Genomic DNA, 15,171 nt, shown 5'->3' on the forward strand with positions numbered 1-15,171 from the left:
CGCTTTTACACGCTACGCAAGCCAGCAAGCGCAGTGACCCGGTCATCGGCGTTGTCATGCTGCTCCGTTTGGGGCGATCGGGCGGAACCGGATGCTTGCGACCATGGCGGTGCCGGCCGCGATGCGAAGCGGACCAGCCACGGCAGCACCGCGCTCTGCGGCATGGGCGGCGCAATGCCATAACCCTGACCGTGATGGGCGCCCATGCTGCGGGCGAGATCGATCAATTCCTGCGTTTCGAGACCTTCGATCGTAACCTTGATGCCGAGCTTGCGCCCCATTTGGACCAGCGCCTCGACCAGCGGCATTGTGCGTCGATCGCTCGCTGAAATGCCCCGGACCAGGCTCTGGTCGATCTTGAGAATGTCGAACGGCAGGTTGCGCAGGCGGATGAGGCTGCCGTAACCGGCGCCCAGATCGTCGAGCGCGAGGTGTACGCCCAGTTCGAGCAATCGTGCCGCATCGCGGGCACCGAGTTCGTCGTCGCCGCCGAAGCCCTGATCTTCGAGCAACTCCAGTGTGAGTCGCGCACCGTCGATCCGGTGTGCGGCCAGGGCCGTGCGGATCCAATCGATACAGGCGGGTTTGCGCAAGGTTGATGGTGGCAGATTGACCGAGATGTCGAATTTAAAGCCCTTGCTTTGAAACTCCAGCATCGCGTCGAGCGAGTGGTTCAGGCTTTCGACGAACAAATGGTCGAGTTCCTGCTCGTTGAGCGCGCGCAGGAACTGGCCGGGGCTGATGATCCGGCCATCGGCGAGTTCGATGCGTGCGAGCGCTTCGAACTTGGTGCAGGCGCCGCTGGCAAGATCGACGATCGGCTGCATGAACATGCGCAAGCCGCCGTTGAACAGCCGCTCGCGCCAGGTTTTTCGGTCATCCGCCGAGATCATCGCTGTGTCTGAGTCGTGCGTGCGTTCGATCGCACGACTGACCAGCAGGCTGAGAGCTTCGCCCGTCTCGCGCATATGCGTGGTGCGGAACAGGTTGGGCAGGCGGCCGTAGAGTTTGATCATGCTCAGGATGCGCCCCGTTGCGTCGAGCACCGGCAGGGCAACCATGCTGCGGATCCCGGCGTTGCCCAGGGTGACGGCCCAAGCCGGTCCCTGATCGGTCTGGCCGTCGATCAGCGGGATATCAACGGGCTCACCGGAGACCCATGCCTCGGCCACCGGGTGCAGGCTGTCCGGCGTCAGGCGTTTACCATGAATTTTCTGGTCGGGATGCTTTTCGAACCAGGCACGATGAGCATCGCTTTCGGCTTCGACGGTAAAGGCGCCGTCGGGGGCCTTCCCGTAGACGGCCCCGAACGCGATGAACGGCCAATCGGTGATGGCGGCAACGACCGCATCGAGAATGTCGATCCGCCGGCGCAGCGGGTGCAGGCTCAAGGCGAGATCGCGCAGCCTGCCGTAGATGTCCTGGCGCAGCAATTCGGCGGCCTCCTGCTGCGATTCGAGGTCGACTTCGATTCGCTGCAGGACAATGTCGAGATACATTTGACGCTGGCTCAGGCGGCCCGGGATCTGCTGGCTCATCACCGCTAGGGCCTGATAGAGCCAACTCATCGTCGCGGTCACCCCGTTGGCGGGCACGCCGAGTGCGGCATGCAGCCGGCCGAGTTGAAGGGCCCGTTCGGCATGCTGCGTGCGCGTCAGCGCAGGATCGAGCAGCATTTCGATATAGCGCGGTAGGAGCTTGCCAAGCCGTGCCACCACCAGCGGCGTCATCGCCGAGGTGACCGCTTCGTTGCGTGGGTCGGCCTGCACGTGATCGAGCAGGCCGGTACCGAGTTCATCGAACCGACTCGCCAAAAATCGGTGCGCCCAACCCAGCAACAGCCCGGCCTGATCGCCGTACGGTTCGAGAGCCCGCCGTCTGATCGCCGACTGGCATGGGGCCTGTCTGAACAGGCACAGCCGAGGGACAAGGTCAGATGTTCCGCAATCCCTTCGGACGGGCGGAACCGTTCTTCCGTGATACCCAGCGTTGTCTCGATATGGGCATGGACGACAGTGCGACCCGGATCGATTCGGGCGAATGCAAAGGAATCCGCGCCGACCCGTGCCACGAGTAGCGCGCCGGGGAGCGCCCTCAGGCGTGCCGCCAGTGCGACCAAGATCCGGTCGCCGGCGACGACGCCCAATCGCCGGTTCAAGGCGGTGAAACAGCAGATGTCGATCACGAAGATGGAGAGCTGGGCCCCTGGTGCGAGCCGGTCCGCGAGGCTGATGATCCGCTCCTCGAAGCCGATGCGCGACAGCGCGCCGGTCAGGCGATCATGCCGGCGTGCCTGCTCGATGGCAGCGGCGGCCTCATCACGGGCGCGCTGGCTCTGTTCGATCTGGCGCGTCAGGACAACGATCCCGATCAGAACCAGCATTTCCATGATCCAGCGCACCCAGCCATCCGTAGCCCAAAGCCGGGGCGCACAGGTGATCGGCCAGGAAATGAGCACTTTCAACGGTAAGCCCGGTACGCTGATCTCGTTTTTTCGGTTACCCGCCGCTTTCAGGGGGTTCCCTACGCCGGGTCGATGCGGGGGAAAGAACAGCAGCCCGCCGCGCCATTGACCGATCGGGCGCTGGTTGCGCGCATCCACCGTGGTGAGGGTCCAGGGATGCGCAAATACGTTCGGATAGGCCAGTAATTGTTCGAGCCGGTAGGGCGTCCCGACGAAGTACCGTGTGGCGCCGGTCGCGCCGACGGCGCGAAACCGCATGGTGATCGCATAGGTGCCAACCCGAGCGGCATAGCGCGGACGGCCAAGCAGGTAATCCGGATGGCCGGGCAGGGGGGTGAACCCGGCGGCGCTGGTGATCGGCTTGGCGGTCTGTTGCTGGGTCGACCACACGATCGTGTTGCCGTCGGCAGACTGGATATTGAAGGCATACAGGCTTGGGTGCAGTGCCATGAATCGGCGCAGCGCCACAACGGACCGGGCGGTCGGCCGCACCGTTCCATCGGGACGGGGGGCGAGCAGGCTTACGCCGATGAATTCAAGCTCCGCGAATTGAGCGAACAGGTGGCGCGCGATACTGCCGGCGTATTCAGTGGCATTGGTCCGCGCGCGACGTGCAATCGTGTGTTGCGCAGCATTCAACTCGAAGGCTTCGAAGCTCAGGCCACCCAGCAAGACGAAACCAGGCGCAAACCAGAGCAGAAGTGATCGGGCGAGCCGGGGGCCGACCAGACCTGACCTCATTGTAAGCCGACCACCACGCGTGGCATATTTCAGAATTCCTGCCACGCCGGGTCGCTCGAACTGATGGCAACCAGTTTCGGTTTACCTTTTGCCACCACCGGTGCGGGTTTCGCGCGCTGCTTGACGGGCGCGGTGGCAAACGGCCGCGTGGCAAGGTTGCGCCGTTCGACCGGGTGCTGGATGACGGGCGGCGGCGTGCCGTTGTCTATGATGAATTGTTCCACGAGTCTTGCGAGTTCGGTGGCTTCGTTGGCGAGACCATGGCTCGCGGCGGTCGCCTGTTCGACCATGGCCGCGTTTTGCTGCGTGACCTGATCCATCTGACTGACGGCCGTATTGACTTCATGCAGCCCGGTGGACTGCTCGCTGGCTGATGCGGCGATGTCGGTGATGAGCACGTTGAGTCGTGTAACCTGATCCGCGATCCGGCCGAGCGCCTGCCCGGTTTCGCCCACGAGGCGCACACCAACCGCGACTTGTTGCCCGGATGCGGTGATCAGCCCTTGAATCTCCTTTGCCGCCTTGGCCGAGCGTTGTGCCAGGGCGCGCACTTCCGTCGCGACGACGACGAATCCGCGCCCGGCATCACCCGCGCGTGCGGCCTCGATCCCGGCGTTCAGGGCCAGCAAATTCGTCTGGAAGGCAATTTCATCGATCAGGCCGACAATCTTATCGATCTGGCGCGATGATCCCTCAATCGCGCTCATCGCGTTCACGGTTTCGAGTACGACGTCACTGGAATGTTTTGCGTCTTGACCAGCCGACGCCGCTAGGTCCCTTGCGTCGCTGCTACGCAGCGCCGTGGTCCGGACCGTCGCGGTGATCTGCTCCATTGCGGCGGCAGTCTCTTCAAGCGTCGCTGCCTGTTGCTCGGTTCGCCGAGCCATATCGTCGGACGCATGTGTGATCTCGGAAGCTCCGGACCGCACCCCGGCGCTGCTCGTGGCAATTGCCGCCATGGTCGTCTGCAATTTTGTGATGGCGCCGTTGAAGTCACGCCCGAGTTTTTCATAGCTGCCGGGCAAAACACTATCGATCCGATAGGTCAGGTTGCCGGCTTCGAGCTGCTCCAGACCAGCCGCAATCGCGGTGATGGCGAGGGTCTGGCTTCGCGCGACGGTCTGCTGCTCGGCCGCCAATCGCCGGGTGATGTCATCCGCTTCCTGACGCTTGGCGACGGCGATCTCGGCGGCGGCCAATTGTCCGGCCCCGATCACCCCAAGATTTTCGACATTTGCCATAATCGCCTTGAAGCAAGGCTTCGTCGGGGCGGACTTGGTCGAGGAGCCTGTGATCGATGCGGATGGCACGCCGACAAATAAGACGCCGATCACCTGATTGTCCCGCAAGATCGGTTCGTAGACAGAGATGTAGGTTTGTCCTAGAATTTCTGTAACGCCGCGGTAGCTGAGTCCCTGCCCGAGCACACGGTCGTGCACCGGCCCCGGTGCCAGCCTGGTACCCATCGCGCGCGCGCCGGCCGCGCTTAAGACGTTGGTGGATACCCGCCGGTCACGCGCAAAAATCGTTGCGGCTCCACCAAATTTTGCTTTCACTTGATCGACGAGTTGAAAATCGCCATTGATTCGCTGGTCGCCGAACCAGAGATCGTCACCGTCCAGCCGCGCTTCGCCATAGGCCTGGGTCGCGCTGCGCAGCATGTCGATGTTCTGACCGAGTGCGTTCTGCGCCAGCATGGTGCGCTCATGTTCCGCGGCTCGCTCGACCATCGTTGCAATGTGTTTGCACACGGGCGTCAACTGATGTCGGATCCATGCCTGCGCGATCAAAGCACCCAGGCTCAGGGCGACAATCGCGGATGTGGCAATCAGAAACATATTCATGGCCGTTGCACCGCCGGACGAGAGCATGGACATGCACGGTACATGTGCATTGTACGAATTCTGTTCAAAAGAGGCTTCCCCGTTCAATACCGACAAGGTCAACGCCAGCACATTTTACGGCACCAATCTTAACAGCCGGATAACTGCCGCAAATTCGTCTTTTACATGTTCTGAGGCGGTCCAAATCCGTTGCAACGACCATGGCGGGTATTTTCGACCCGAACGGCCGCAGCCGGAGCGCTGCGTGTGGCACCGTCGGTTCGATCTTGCGCCCAGCATGGAGATCATCGTACCGGCGATGCTTCATATCGCGCCGTTAACGATTGAGTCATCTTTGTTCGCTATCGTGACAATACGAGCGGCGGTCGGAACCTTCATGCGCGAGCATACAGATGATTTCGGCTTCGTTCGTAACCGGCAAGACACGTAACGAGGCGTACATGCTAACATGGTTTCGCGAGACAGCTCCGATTTGTTTGAAGCTTACCCTGATAGTCTCGATGGCAAGCGCATTGCTACTCATCTGTCTTGCTGTCGTAGGGCGCGCGTCATCTGATCCTGCGCTGGGTCATAGTCCCATTATGGTCTGTGCGGCTGCGCTGTTGATCTCGGTTTACTGGTCTGCTTCAGCCAGAATGGTGACTGCATCGGGCGGACGCCCAAGGCAATGAACAGTTTTCGGACTGGGTTGATCGCCGGCAACAGATCCGAGGCGGAGGTGACTTCGCGGATGGAGCTTGAAGAGCAACGGGCGCGCGCCGAAGCGGAGCGCGATGCCGCCGCCAAGGATGTTGAGCACATCGTTCATTCACTGGCGGAGGAGCTTGATCGCCTCTCCTCGGAAGTGCTCATCGATCGACTCACCCAAGCCCTCGCCCCCGACTGCGAAAGGCTCCGCGGCGACTTCAAGGGTGCGCTCGGTCGACTTCAGGACGCCATAAAAACGATCGCAACCAACCCGACGTTGAATGCGGCGGTCGCGACCGCGCGGGCCGGCGATGCGGGACGTGCATTTACGGTGCTCGTATCTGAGGTCACGGTGCTCACGCAACGGTCGGCGGATGCGGCCAAGGATATCATGGCGCTGATTTCAATCGTCTCGAAACAGATCGGCAGCGGCGTCGATCTGGTCGGACAGACGGGCAAGGCGTTGCAGCGACGGGTTATCCAGATTGTCGAGATCGACGAGGTCGTCACGCAGACCACCGCCGCGGCACAGGAGACGGAGGAAGTTGCATCGCTGATCGCCCAATTCCAGATCAGCGGGATTGCCAAGCAACCCTCGCGCCAAGCACCGTGCAAGCCCGTCGCGCGAATGGCGCCGATGGAGAGCCCCGCAAGAGCGTTCCGCCCTGCGATCGCACAATTGAAGACGACGGCAACGGTCGCGGCGCGCAAGCTCGCGATCGCCGGGCATGCCCATAGTTGGGAGGAAGTCTGAGCAGCATGAAAAAGCGATCTCATCCAGCCAAGGGTGCCGAGCCTGTTAAGCTCAGGCTTGAGCCACTCCTCGATATCAAGGCGGCAGCGCCGCTCTATGCGGTTCTGCACGGCCAGCGCGGGCATGATCTTGTCATCGATGCCAGTGGGGTTGAACGACTTGGTGGGCAATGCCTGCAGGTGTTGCTTGCCGCCCGCGCAAGCTGGGCCGCCGATCAGCACGAGTTTCTGGTTGAGGGGTTTTCGCCCGGCGTGATCGCCACGCTGGAATTGATGGGCATCGAGCCCGCCGCGTTCGATTATCGAAGGGAAACAGGCGTGTGATCAAGACAATATTGACGGTGGACGACTCACGGACCATGCGCGACATGCTGCGCTTGTCTCTGGTGGAGGCCGGTTTCAGAGTTGTGCAGGCGGAGGATGGCGTCCATGGGCTGGAAGTGCTCCGTGATGAAACGCCCGACGTCATCGTCACTGACATCAACATGCCGCGGATGGACGGCTTCGGCTTTATCGAAGCGGTGCGGCGCGACGTCACCTGGCGGTCGACGCCGGTTCTGGTGCTGACCACCGAGGTCGATGCCGAAAAGAAGAGCCGTGCGAAGGCGGCGGGTGCGACGGGATGGATCGTCAAGCCGTTCGATCCGGTCAAGCTGGTCGACGTCATCCGACGTGTAGCCGCGTAAGGAGGATAGTACGCAATGGACCCGATGGCGGCGATCCGTGATACCTTTTTCCAGGAGTGTGAGGAGCAGCTGTCCGAGCTTGAGCGCGGACTGATGCGGATGGAGAGCGGCGAGACCGATCAGGAGACGGTCAATGCCGTGTTCCGGGCCGTTCATTCGGTCAAGGGGGGGGCTGGCGCGTTTGGGCTGGAAGATTTGGTTCGCTTCGCTCATGTGTTCGAGACGGCGCTCGATCAGGTGCGCGCGGGCAAGCTGGATGCCTCGGCAAACGCGGTGCGGCTGTTGCTCCGCGCGTCCGACGCCCTGGCGGATTTGGTCCGCTGCGCGCGCGACGGCGCCACGCCTGATGAGGCGCAGACGACATCGCTGGCCGCGGCGCTGAAGGCACTGACCAGCGGGGGTACGACGGACGATGGCGATGCCGGGGACGACGAGGATGACGGGCTTGGCGATCTGACGTTTCTGCCGTTGCCGGTCGCGGTCGAAGCGGAGGCGGCGCCACCTGCCGGCTGGATCATAAAGTTTCGGCCGCTCGCCGATCTGTATGCCAATGCGAATGAGGCGGCATTGTTGCTGCGTGAAGTCAGCGCCCTCGGGCCGGTCAGCGTGACGGTCGACACGTCATCGCTCCCCGACTTTGCCGAACTCGATCCCGAAGGCGCGTATCTGACATGGACGATCATGATACAGGCCGACTGCGATGAACAGGCCATCCGCAGCGCATTCGAGTTCGTCGAGGACGATTGCGAGCTTGTGATCAGCCGTGCGTCGGATCAGGCCGATGAGGCGAGCCTGCCGCAACTAGGCGTCGACGAAGACGGCGCTGGCAACGTGGAGACGATCCACGCGCCCGCTCCCGTCATGGCAGCTAGCGAGACGACTAGTAGCGGGATACCGTCCGATGCGGATGTGCTCGCGATGATTCGCAAAGCGCAACAGAGCGTGTCGCCGTCCGAGCATGACCAACCGCAGGCCGCAGGCGCTGGCGGCGCGCAACACCCGTCGCCGCCCACGGGCCGGTCCCGTCAGGATGCGGCGCCGGCGATGGACGGAACGTCGGCGAAAAGTGATGCCGGATCTGCGGTCGGTGCGACGATCCGGGTGGATCTTGACCGGGTGGATCGCCTGATCGACCTCGTGGGCGAATTGGTCATCAATGAGGCGATGCTGACCCAGCGCGTCATGGAAGCCGGGCTGGCTCGCGCCTCGGGGGTGGCGGCTGCGCTCGACGAGCTTGAGCATCTGACCCGGGAGATCCAGGACAGCGTGATGGCGATCCGCGCGCAGCCGGTGCGCTCGGTCTTCCAGCGCATGCCCCGTCTGGTACGCGAGGTGGCGGCGATGACCGGCAAGCAGGTCCGGTTGCTGACCGATGGCGAGGGCACGGAGGTCGACAAAACGGTCATCGAGCGGATCGCCGATCCGTTGACCCATATGATCCGTAACGCGATCGACCATGGGCTGGAGCCGACCGATGCACGGCTTGCGGCCGGCAAGCCGGAGGAGGGGGTGGTCAAGCTGACGGCGCTGCATCGTTCCGGGCGGATCGTGATCGAGGTTGCCGATGATGGTGCCGGGATTAATCGCGAACGGGTCAAGGCGAAGGCGGTCGAGAAGGGATTGATCGCGCCGGAAGCGCAGTTGAGTGATGAAGAGACCGACAACCTGATCTTCCTGCCAGGTTTTTCTACCGCGAGCACGGTTTCGGACATCTCCGGCCGCGGGGTCGGCATGGATGTGGTGCGGCGCTCGGTTCAGTCGCTCGGCGGGCGGATCTCCATCGCGTCGCGGCCGGGTGCGGGTTCGACTTTCACGCTCAGCCTGCCGCTGACGCTCGCTGTGCTGGATGGCATGGTCGTCAGCGTGGCCGGCCATACGCTGATTGTTCCGCTCAGCGCGATCATCGAAACCTTGCAGCCGCAGGCTGCCAATGTTCACACGCTCGGCACGGATGTCCGAGTTGTGGCGATGCGCGGGCGCTATATTCCACTGGTCGATGTCAGCATGGCGCTCGGATATCGTGACGCGCCGCTTGAGGCGGACAAGAGCGTGGCTTTGCTGGTCGAAGGTGAGGGCGGCATCCGTGCGGTGCTCATTGTCGATGCGATCCAGGGCCAGCGCCAGGTTGTGATCAAGAGTCTTGAGGCGAATTACCGAGCGGTGCCCGGTATCGCCGCCGCTACGGTGATGGGCGACGGGCGCGTTGCTCTTATTCTCGATGTCGATGCGATCGTCTCGGTGACGAGGACCGAAATTCTCCGTGGTGACGCGCTGCGGGCCGAACCATTTCTTTTACAAGCGAGTTAAGCCATGAATGAATCGCTCACGAACGGGGCCGAGGGCCGCGAATTGATTGCATTCCGCGTTGGTCAGCAGGAGTTCTGCGTCAACATTATGGCGGTTCGAGAGATCCGCGGATGGACGGCGGCGACCGCGCTGCCCCAGGCGCCGCGTTATATTTGCGGTGTCATCAATCTGCGCGGCGCGGTGCTGCCGATCGTGGATTTCGCGGTCCGACTTGGCCTGCCGGGATCGGCGCCGACCGCGCGGCATGTGATCATCGTGGCCCAGATCCATAACCAGCAGGTTGGGTTGCTGGTCGATGCGGTGTCGGACATCCTCACTCTGAACGAGAACGCGATACAACCGACTCCGGATGTCGCATCTGATCTGGTCAAGGCCTTTGTGCGCGGCCTGCTGCCGGTGGATGGGAGGATGATCAGCCTCATTTCGCTGGATCATATCCTGCCGACCGACGAGCGGCAGGCAGCATGAGCACTGCAGTCATCCCAGCCAATGGGGGCAGCCTGATCGAGGGGGGCGAATATCGTCTGACCGCGGAGGATTTTCGTCAGATTTCGGCGATGATTTATGCGGATGCCGGTATCGCGATGCCTGATCACAAGGCGACTCTGGTCTATTCGCGGCTTGCCAAGCGGTTGCGCGCATTGGGGCTGAAAAATTTCTCGCAATATTGCGAACTGGTCAGCAGTGCCCAGGGGAGCGAGGAGCGGCAGGAAATGCTGGCCGCGCTGACGACGAATGTGACGCGGTTCTATCGTGAGCCGCATCATTTCGAGCATTTGCGCACGCAGATCCTGCCGCCGTTGATTGCGAGCGCGCGCAAGGGTGGCCGGGTGCGGCTGTGGTCGTCCGCGTGTTCCAGCGGTCAGGAGCCATACTCGATGGCGTTGACCGTTCTGTCGTTGCTGCCGGATGCGGCGCAGCGCGATATCCGGATTCTGGCAACCGACATCGATCCCAACATGATCGCGACGGGCAAGGCCGGGCTATACGACAAAACTGCGATCGAGCCGGTGCCGGCTGATCTGCGGCAGCGTTGGTTTTCACCGGCCGACGGCGATCGAAGCATGGTGCAGATCGCGGAGCAGGCGCGTGCACTGGTGGAGTTTCGCCGGCTGAACCTGATCGGTGACTGGCCGATGCAGGGGCGGTTTCATGCGATTTTCTGTCGCAATGTGGCGATCTATTTCGATGATCCGACCCAGGCGATGATCTGGTCGCGCATGGTGCCGCTGCTCGATCCTGCGGGTGCGCTCTACATCGGGCACTCCGAGCGTGTGAGCGGGCCGGCCGAGCGGCTGTTGCGCAGCGATGGCATTACCACGTATCGGCCGCTGGCCGGCAAGGAGGCGCGCCGATGAGCGTCAAGGTTCTGGTGGTTGATGATTCTGCCACGATGCGGGAGCTGATTTCCGCGGTGCTCAGGCGGGATCCGCATATCGAAGTGGTTGGCCATGCCGCTGATCCGTTGGAGGCGCGGACAGCGATCAAGCAGTTGAATCCCGATGTGATTACATTGGACGTCGAGATGCCGAATATGAACGGCCTCGAGTTTCTTGAAAAGATCATGCGGCTGCGGCCAACCCCGGTTATCATGGTTTCGAGCCTGACCCAGGCCGGTGCCTCTGTGACCTTGCGGGCGCTCGAGTGTGGTGCGTTCGACTGTGTCGCGAAGCCAACCAATGGCGACTATCACGATTTCAACCAGCTGGCCGAGAAGGTGAGGGCGGCCGCAAAATCGCGCGTGCAGCCTCGCAGCTTCGCACCTGCCCCGCCCGTCACGCCCGACCGCAACGGACGGTTCGCGCCGGATGGCCGGGTCGTGGCGATCGGGTCGTCGACTGGCGGTGTGGAGGCGTTGATCGCTGTGCTGTCACAGTTTCCGGCGAATTGTCCGCCGGTGCTGATCACGCAGCATATGCCGGCAACGTTCACCAAGAGTTTTGCAGACCGGCTCAACCGTTTGTGTGCGCCCGAGGTCGCGGAAGCGGAGGACGGCATGTTGGTGTTGCCCGGACATATCTATCTGGCACCGGGCAGCGCGCATCTGGAGATCGCGAATTCGAGCAAGCCGCGCTGCCGGTTGCATGACGGCGAGCGGGTCAGCGGGCATCGGCCTTCGGCGGATGTGTTGTTCGGCTCGGTGGCGCGGGTGATCGGTGCCAGATCGCTCGGTGTTATTTTGACCGGCATGGGGCGGGACGGGGCACAGGGGTTGCTGGAGATGCGTCAGGCCGGGGCGGAGACGATCGGGCAGGACGAGGCCAGCTGTATTGTCTACGGCATGCCGAAAGTGGCGTTCGAAATCGGCGCCGTCTCGCGGCAATTGTCGCTTGGTAAAATCGCCGATCACATTCTACGCAGTGCCAACCTTCATCATAGGGAGAGAGTGTGATGCCTCTTGCGAACACCCTGACAATTCTGGTTGTCGATGATCAGCAGACGATCCGCAGCCTGGCCAGAATGGCGCTGGAGCAATGGGGGGTTGCCGAAATTCTTGAAGCGGCTGATGGCGAGGAGGCGCTGAAGGTCATTCTGACTCACAAGACGCCGATTCATTTGATCATTTCCGATTACAACATGCCTAATCTGAACGGTTTGAGTCTGTTGCGGGCGGTGCGCGCTCATGGGCCGATCAGCAAGACCGCCTTCATCATGCTGACCGGGCGCGCCGACAAGCAGATGGTGCTGAGCGCGGTTGAACACGGGGTCAATAATTATCTGGTCAAGCCGTTCACGCCTGAATCGCTGCGCGAAAAGATCGAGGCGGTGATCGGTGCGTTGAAATGAATTCATCGACGGATCAGGATTTTGTTGTCGAACGAAAGATCAACATCGTGCAAGGCGAGCAGCAGGTTTCGAATGACCCTGGCGTGGTGCTGACGACGATTCTGGGATCGTGCATTGCGGCCTGCATGTGGGATCGGGACGCCGGGATCGGCGGTATGAACCATTTTCTGTTGCCGGGGGATCGAAACGATCCGGGACAGCCGACTCGGGGCAATGATGCGATGCGCTATGGTGCGTATTCGATGGAGCTTCTGATCAACGGGCTCCTGCGGCATGGCGCGCAGCGGCGCCGTTTGCAGGCGAAGCTGTTCGGCGGGTCTTGCATGATGGCCGGTTTGACGGATGTTGGGCAGTTGAATGCGGCATTCGCGGAGCGGTTTTTACAGGCGGAGGGAATCGCCGTCGTCGGCGGTAGTCTGCGCGGGAATCAGGGGCGGCGGATTCAGTTCTGGCCGGTATCCGGGCGGGCGCGACAAACGTTGCTGAACAGCAGCAATGGTGCGGTCTCCCGGGCGGAGGCCAACCGAGCCCCGCCGCCATCGCTGAGCACGGCCGGTGAGGTGGAGCTGTTTTGAGCAATTCACAGGTGTTGTTTGGTGATCTGCTGATTACCGTTGAGGCGGAACTTGTCGAACTCGGACGTCTGGCTGAACAATTCCAGGCGGTTCTGGGTCCGGCAATGCTGCGGGCAGCCGATGATTTCGCGTGCCATCAGGAGGCGCAGATTATCGATCTGATCACACAAAGGCTTTATGGGCTGAGCGACTTCATGCGGGCGTTGCGCCCCTCTGTGCCGCAGGCATGGTCGGTCGATCCGGAGCCGGCGGCGAGCGTGGTTACGCTGGCTGATCTGTCGTGCCGGTTGCGTGGCGCGCCGGAGCAGTTATCGACGCATGAGGCTGGCGAATTCGAGGCATTTTGATGCGGGTTTGGGTGTGAGGTCTGTGATTGAAATAGAAGAGCGAGAGTAAATTTTTCATTTTGGTCTATGACAGTGGAACCGGTAACGCCCCAAATGAAAAGAAGTTTTTTGCGTCTTTTTTACAAAAAAGAATTCCTTCCTTTTGTGCCTCATCAGATCATGTTCAACCCGGAATCCGCACGGCGCGTGCGACCAACTGGCCGATGCGCAGCGTCAGTACGAGGGTTGCCGCCAGCCCGGCACCGATCAGTGCGAGATGGACCCAGGCGGGTCCGGTTCGGAGCGCGGTGATGCCCTGGACGCCGAGCGCGCCGAGCGTGACATAGAGCGCGAGGGCCGGCAGCGAGGCCAGCGTACCGAGGGCGTAGTCGCGCCAGCCGATGCCGGATAATCCGAGCGCGAAGGAAGTGATCGAAAAGGGCATCACCGGCGAGACCCGCATGAGCAGGACCAGCCGCCAGCCATCGCGCATGATTGCGGCATCGAAGCGGCGCAAGCCGTCGCGCCGGGCGACGAGCCGGACGATGGCTGGGCGCAGGGCGGAGCGGGCGAGTGAGAAGGCTGCGCCGGCGCCGAGCAGCACGCCGATGCCGGAAAGTCCGAACCCGAGGGCCACGCCATAGACCGCGCCGGCCGCGAGGCCGAGCAGCGAGGCGGGTAGAAAGCCGATCAGGGCGACGAGGGTTTGCAGCAGAACGAAGATGACCCAGCCGAGCGCGCCGAGGGCGCGCAATCGGTCGAGCCAACCGAGGATGCGGGCCGCCCAAGTGGTGCCGCCGGCCAGGCTGAGTGCCAGAGCGGCGGCGAGGATGGCGAATCCGGCGGCGATTGTGATCAGCCGTGCCTTCACGGTTCGGGTTTGCCCAGCAGCGGCCAGGGCCGGATGCCCGCGCTATCGAGCCGGAAGCGCAGCGCGGTATCGAGCACGCCGAAGCCGTAGGTGACCGAGCGTTGGAAATTGATCGAGGAGGCTTCCTTGAAATAGCGGGTCGGAAAGCCGGTGTGGTACTCGGAGAAATGTTGGGCGAGGAGCAGGTTCTCGGCCAAAGTGAGGGCGCGGTTGGCGAGGAATTTCCACAGCGGCATGCCGCCGGCCAAGGCGCCGACACCCATGATGCGCGAGGCTAGCACCGCATCGTAATGGCCTGATACGATCATCGAGGCCATCGCCGGGATCAGGCGGGGGGAGTATTGGTAGTCGGGGTGGAGCATGACGACGATATCGGCACCGCGGCCGAGCGCTGCGGTGTAGCAGGTTTTCTGGTTGGCGCCGTAGCCGCGGTTGCGGTCGTGGATGATGGTGTAGAGACCGAGCGATTTTGCGAGGATGGGCGTGGTGTCGGTGCTGGCGTCGTCGGTCAGGATCAGGTCATCGACGATTTCGCGGTCGATCTCGCTGACGGTGCGTTCGAGTGTGCGCGCCGCGTTGTAGGCGGGCAGCACGACGGCGATCCGTTGCCCCGCCAGCATTACGGTGCCTTGCCTGTCATGATGGTATCCGTCCCCAGTGTTTGATCGATGTCGCGGCAATTGCGCGAAATCTACTTCGCTGGACCGCTTGGGAAAAGCAAGCGGGCGGCTCGGGTCGGGGGCTCGTTGCGGTTTCGTCAGCGTCAGTTTGTTACGATATCGTAACGATATGGGCGTGCGGAAGTACGTTGGTCACGCGGGTTGAATTTTGAAATCTTGATCTGGGGTGGGGGATTCGGATTGGGTGGGGTCTGGCGTGCCGAAGAGGATGTGGCGGCGGGAGTCGGGCGGTGGGGCGGGGCCGAAGGGCGGTTCGGTGGGCAGGTCGATGCCCATGGCGTTGTAGAGCGGGGTCAGGATGCGGATGAGGCGGGGGTTGGCTTGCAGGAAGCCTGCGAATTCGGGGTCGGAGAGGATGTGTTGCAGGGTGAAGCGGGTGAAGCCGGTTTCGGGGATCAGGCGGTAGAGCCAGGCTTCGCGGCACGGCAGGGTGAGGCGTTTGCGGCGGGC

16 protein-coding genes and 1 pseudogene are annotated in these 15,171 nt (G+C 62.4%); 11 read left to right on the forward strand and 6 right to left on the reverse strand.

Annotated features, from left to right (window positions below; all coding sequences use genetic code 11):
* Nucleotides 1-5: 5 nt before the first annotated feature.
* From B7X49_RS14235 to B7X49_RS14245, 3 genes are all read right to left on the reverse strand, one after another.
* Nucleotides 6-1,814: an EAL domain-containing protein gene (locus tag B7X49_RS14235; protein WP_286839878.1), complete on the reverse strand. Its 1,809-nt coding sequence runs from the start codon at nucleotides 1,812-1,814 to the stop codon at nucleotides 6-8.
* Nucleotides 1,727-3,136, reverse strand: coding sequence for a GGDEF domain-containing protein (locus tag B7X49_RS14240; RefSeq protein WP_286839881.1), 1,410 nt, complete (start codon nucleotides 3,134-3,136; stop codon nucleotides 1,727-1,729). Before B7X49_RS14240 ends, B7X49_RS14235 begins: the two co-directional genes overlap by 88 nt.
* 98 nt (nucleotides 3,137-3,234) lie before the next feature.
* Nucleotides 3,235-5,049, reverse strand: a complete 1,815-nt coding sequence (locus B7X49_RS14245) for a methyl-accepting chemotaxis protein (protein ID WP_286703702.1) — start codon at nucleotides 5,047-5,049, stop codon at nucleotides 3,235-3,237.
* Between B7X49_RS14245 and B7X49_RS14250 the strand changes: the two genes are divergently transcribed.
* From B7X49_RS14250 to B7X49_RS14300, 11 genes are all read left to right on the forward strand, one after another.
* On the forward strand, nucleotides 5,048-5,479 hold the full coding sequence (locus tag B7X49_RS14250) for a hypothetical protein (RefSeq protein ID WP_286703701.1): 432 nt from the start codon (nucleotides 5,048-5,050) through the stop codon (nucleotides 5,477-5,479). The genes B7X49_RS14245 and B7X49_RS14250 overlap by 2 nt on opposite strands.
* A 300-nt stretch (nucleotides 5,480-5,779) precedes the next feature.
* On the forward strand, nucleotides 5,780-6,490 hold the full coding sequence (locus B7X49_RS14255) for a methyl-accepting chemotaxis protein (RefSeq protein ID WP_286703700.1): 711 nt from the start codon (nucleotides 5,780-5,782) through the stop codon (nucleotides 6,488-6,490).
* A 5-nt stretch (nucleotides 6,491-6,495) separates the two neighbouring features.
* Nucleotides 6,496-6,813: an STAS domain-containing protein gene (locus B7X49_RS14260; protein ID WP_286703699.1), complete on the forward strand. Its 318-nt coding sequence runs from the start codon at nucleotides 6,496-6,498 to the stop codon at nucleotides 6,811-6,813.
* Nucleotides 6,810-7,175 (forward strand): response regulator, encoded by a 366-nt coding sequence (locus tag B7X49_RS14265; RefSeq protein ID WP_029313131.1) that lies wholly within the window; start codon nucleotides 6,810-6,812, stop codon nucleotides 7,173-7,175. The genes B7X49_RS14260 and B7X49_RS14265 overlap by 4 nt, the downstream gene beginning before the upstream one ends.
* A 15-nt stretch (nucleotides 7,176-7,190) precedes the next feature.
* Nucleotides 7,191-9,482 (forward strand): chemotaxis protein CheA, encoded by a 2,292-nt coding sequence (locus tag B7X49_RS14270; protein ID WP_286703698.1) that lies wholly within the window; start codon nucleotides 7,191-7,193, stop codon nucleotides 9,480-9,482.
* A 3-nt stretch (nucleotides 9,483-9,485) separates the two neighbouring features.
* A complete protein-coding gene (locus tag B7X49_RS14275) occupies nucleotides 9,486-9,950 on the forward strand; it encodes a chemotaxis protein CheW (protein ID WP_286703697.1) in 465 nt (154 codons plus the stop codon).
* Complete coding sequence (locus B7X49_RS14280; protein WP_286703696.1) at nucleotides 9,947-10,840, forward strand: protein-glutamate O-methyltransferase; 894 nt, start codon at nucleotides 9,947-9,949, stop codon at nucleotides 10,838-10,840. The genes B7X49_RS14275 and B7X49_RS14280 overlap by 4 nt, the downstream gene beginning before the upstream one ends.
* Nucleotides 10,837-11,874, forward strand: a complete 1,038-nt coding sequence (locus B7X49_RS14285) for a chemotaxis response regulator protein-glutamate methylesterase (protein ID WP_286703695.1) — start codon at nucleotides 10,837-10,839, stop codon at nucleotides 11,872-11,874. Before B7X49_RS14280 ends, B7X49_RS14285 begins: the two co-directional genes overlap by 4 nt.
* Nucleotides 11,874-12,269 (forward strand): response regulator, encoded by a 396-nt coding sequence (locus B7X49_RS14290; RefSeq protein ID WP_286703694.1) that lies wholly within the window; start codon nucleotides 11,874-11,876, stop codon nucleotides 12,267-12,269. The genes B7X49_RS14285 and B7X49_RS14290 overlap by 1 nt, the downstream gene beginning before the upstream one ends.
* Nucleotides 12,266-12,844 (forward strand): chemotaxis protein CheD, encoded by a 579-nt coding sequence (locus B7X49_RS14295; RefSeq protein ID WP_286703693.1) that lies wholly within the window; start codon nucleotides 12,266-12,268, stop codon nucleotides 12,842-12,844. The genes B7X49_RS14290 and B7X49_RS14295 overlap by 4 nt, the downstream gene beginning before the upstream one ends.
* Nucleotides 12,841-13,191 (forward strand): hypothetical protein, encoded by a 351-nt coding sequence (locus B7X49_RS14300; RefSeq protein ID WP_286703692.1) that lies wholly within the window; start codon nucleotides 12,841-12,843, stop codon nucleotides 13,189-13,191. Before B7X49_RS14295 ends, B7X49_RS14300 begins: the two co-directional genes overlap by 4 nt.
* 163 nt (nucleotides 13,192-13,354) lie before the next feature.
* Here B7X49_RS14300 and B7X49_RS14305 read toward each other — a convergent pair whose 3' ends face one another.
* The 3 genes and pseudogenes from B7X49_RS14305 to B7X49_RS14315 all read right to left on the reverse strand — a co-directional run.
* Nucleotides 13,355-14,041: a TVP38/TMEM64 family protein gene (locus B7X49_RS14305; protein WP_286703691.1), complete on the reverse strand. Its 687-nt coding sequence runs from the start codon at nucleotides 14,039-14,041 to the stop codon at nucleotides 13,355-13,357.
* On the reverse strand, nucleotides 14,038-14,661 hold the full coding sequence (locus B7X49_RS14310; protein ID WP_286839889.1) for a glycosyltransferase family 2 protein: 624 nt from the start codon (nucleotides 14,659-14,661) through the stop codon (nucleotides 14,038-14,040). Before B7X49_RS14310 ends, B7X49_RS14305 begins: the two co-directional genes overlap by 4 nt.
* 192 nt (nucleotides 14,662-14,853) lie before the next feature.
* A pseudogene (locus B7X49_RS14315) lies at nucleotides 14,854-15,171 on the reverse strand (hypothetical protein); the annotation flags it as partial.

Source organism: Acidiphilium sp. 34-64-41 (genome assembly GCF_002282635.1).
In the GTDB taxonomy this organism is placed as follows: Bacteria; Pseudomonadota; Alphaproteobacteria; order Acetobacterales; family Acetobacteraceae; genus Acidiphilium; species Acidiphilium rubrum.

Excerpts from the sequence above, each read along its gene's own strand:
- B7X49_RS14250 (WP_286703701.1), top strand. The coding sequence starts at position 5,048 with ATGGCCGTTGCACCGCCGGACGAGAGCATGGACATGCACGGTACATGT.
- B7X49_RS14245 (WP_286703702.1), bottom strand. The coding sequence starts at position 5,049 with ATGAATATGTTTCTGATTGCCACATCCGCGATTGTCGCCCTGAGCCTG.
- B7X49_RS14255 (WP_286703700.1), top strand. The coding sequence starts at position 5,780 with ATGGAGCTTGAAGAGCAACGGGCGCGCGCCGAAGCGGAGCGCGATGCC.
- B7X49_RS14260 (WP_286703699.1), top strand. The coding sequence starts at position 6,496 with ATGAAAAAGCGATCTCATCCAGCCAAGGGTGCCGAGCCTGTTAAGCTC.
- B7X49_RS14270 (WP_286703698.1), top strand. The coding sequence starts at position 7,191 with ATGGACCCGATGGCGGCGATCCGTGATACCTTTTTCCAGGAGTGTGAG.
- B7X49_RS14275 (WP_286703697.1), top strand. The coding sequence starts at position 9,486 with ATGAATGAATCGCTCACGAACGGGGCCGAGGGCCGCGAATTGATTGCA.
- B7X49_RS14280 (WP_286703696.1), top strand. The coding sequence starts at position 9,947 with ATGAGCACTGCAGTCATCCCAGCCAATGGGGGCAGCCTGATCGAGGGG.
- B7X49_RS14285 (WP_286703695.1), top strand. The coding sequence starts at position 10,837 with ATGAGCGTCAAGGTTCTGGTGGTTGATGATTCTGCCACGATGCGGGAG.
- B7X49_RS14290 (WP_286703694.1), top strand. The coding sequence starts at position 11,874 with ATGCCTCTTGCGAACACCCTGACAATTCTGGTTGTCGATGATCAGCAG.
- B7X49_RS14295 (WP_286703693.1), top strand. The coding sequence starts at position 12,266 with ATGAATTCATCGACGGATCAGGATTTTGTTGTCGAACGAAAGATCAAC.
- B7X49_RS14310 (WP_286839889.1), bottom strand. The coding sequence starts at position 14,661 with ATGCTGGCGGGGCAACGGATCGCCGTCGTGCTGCCCGCCTACAACGCG.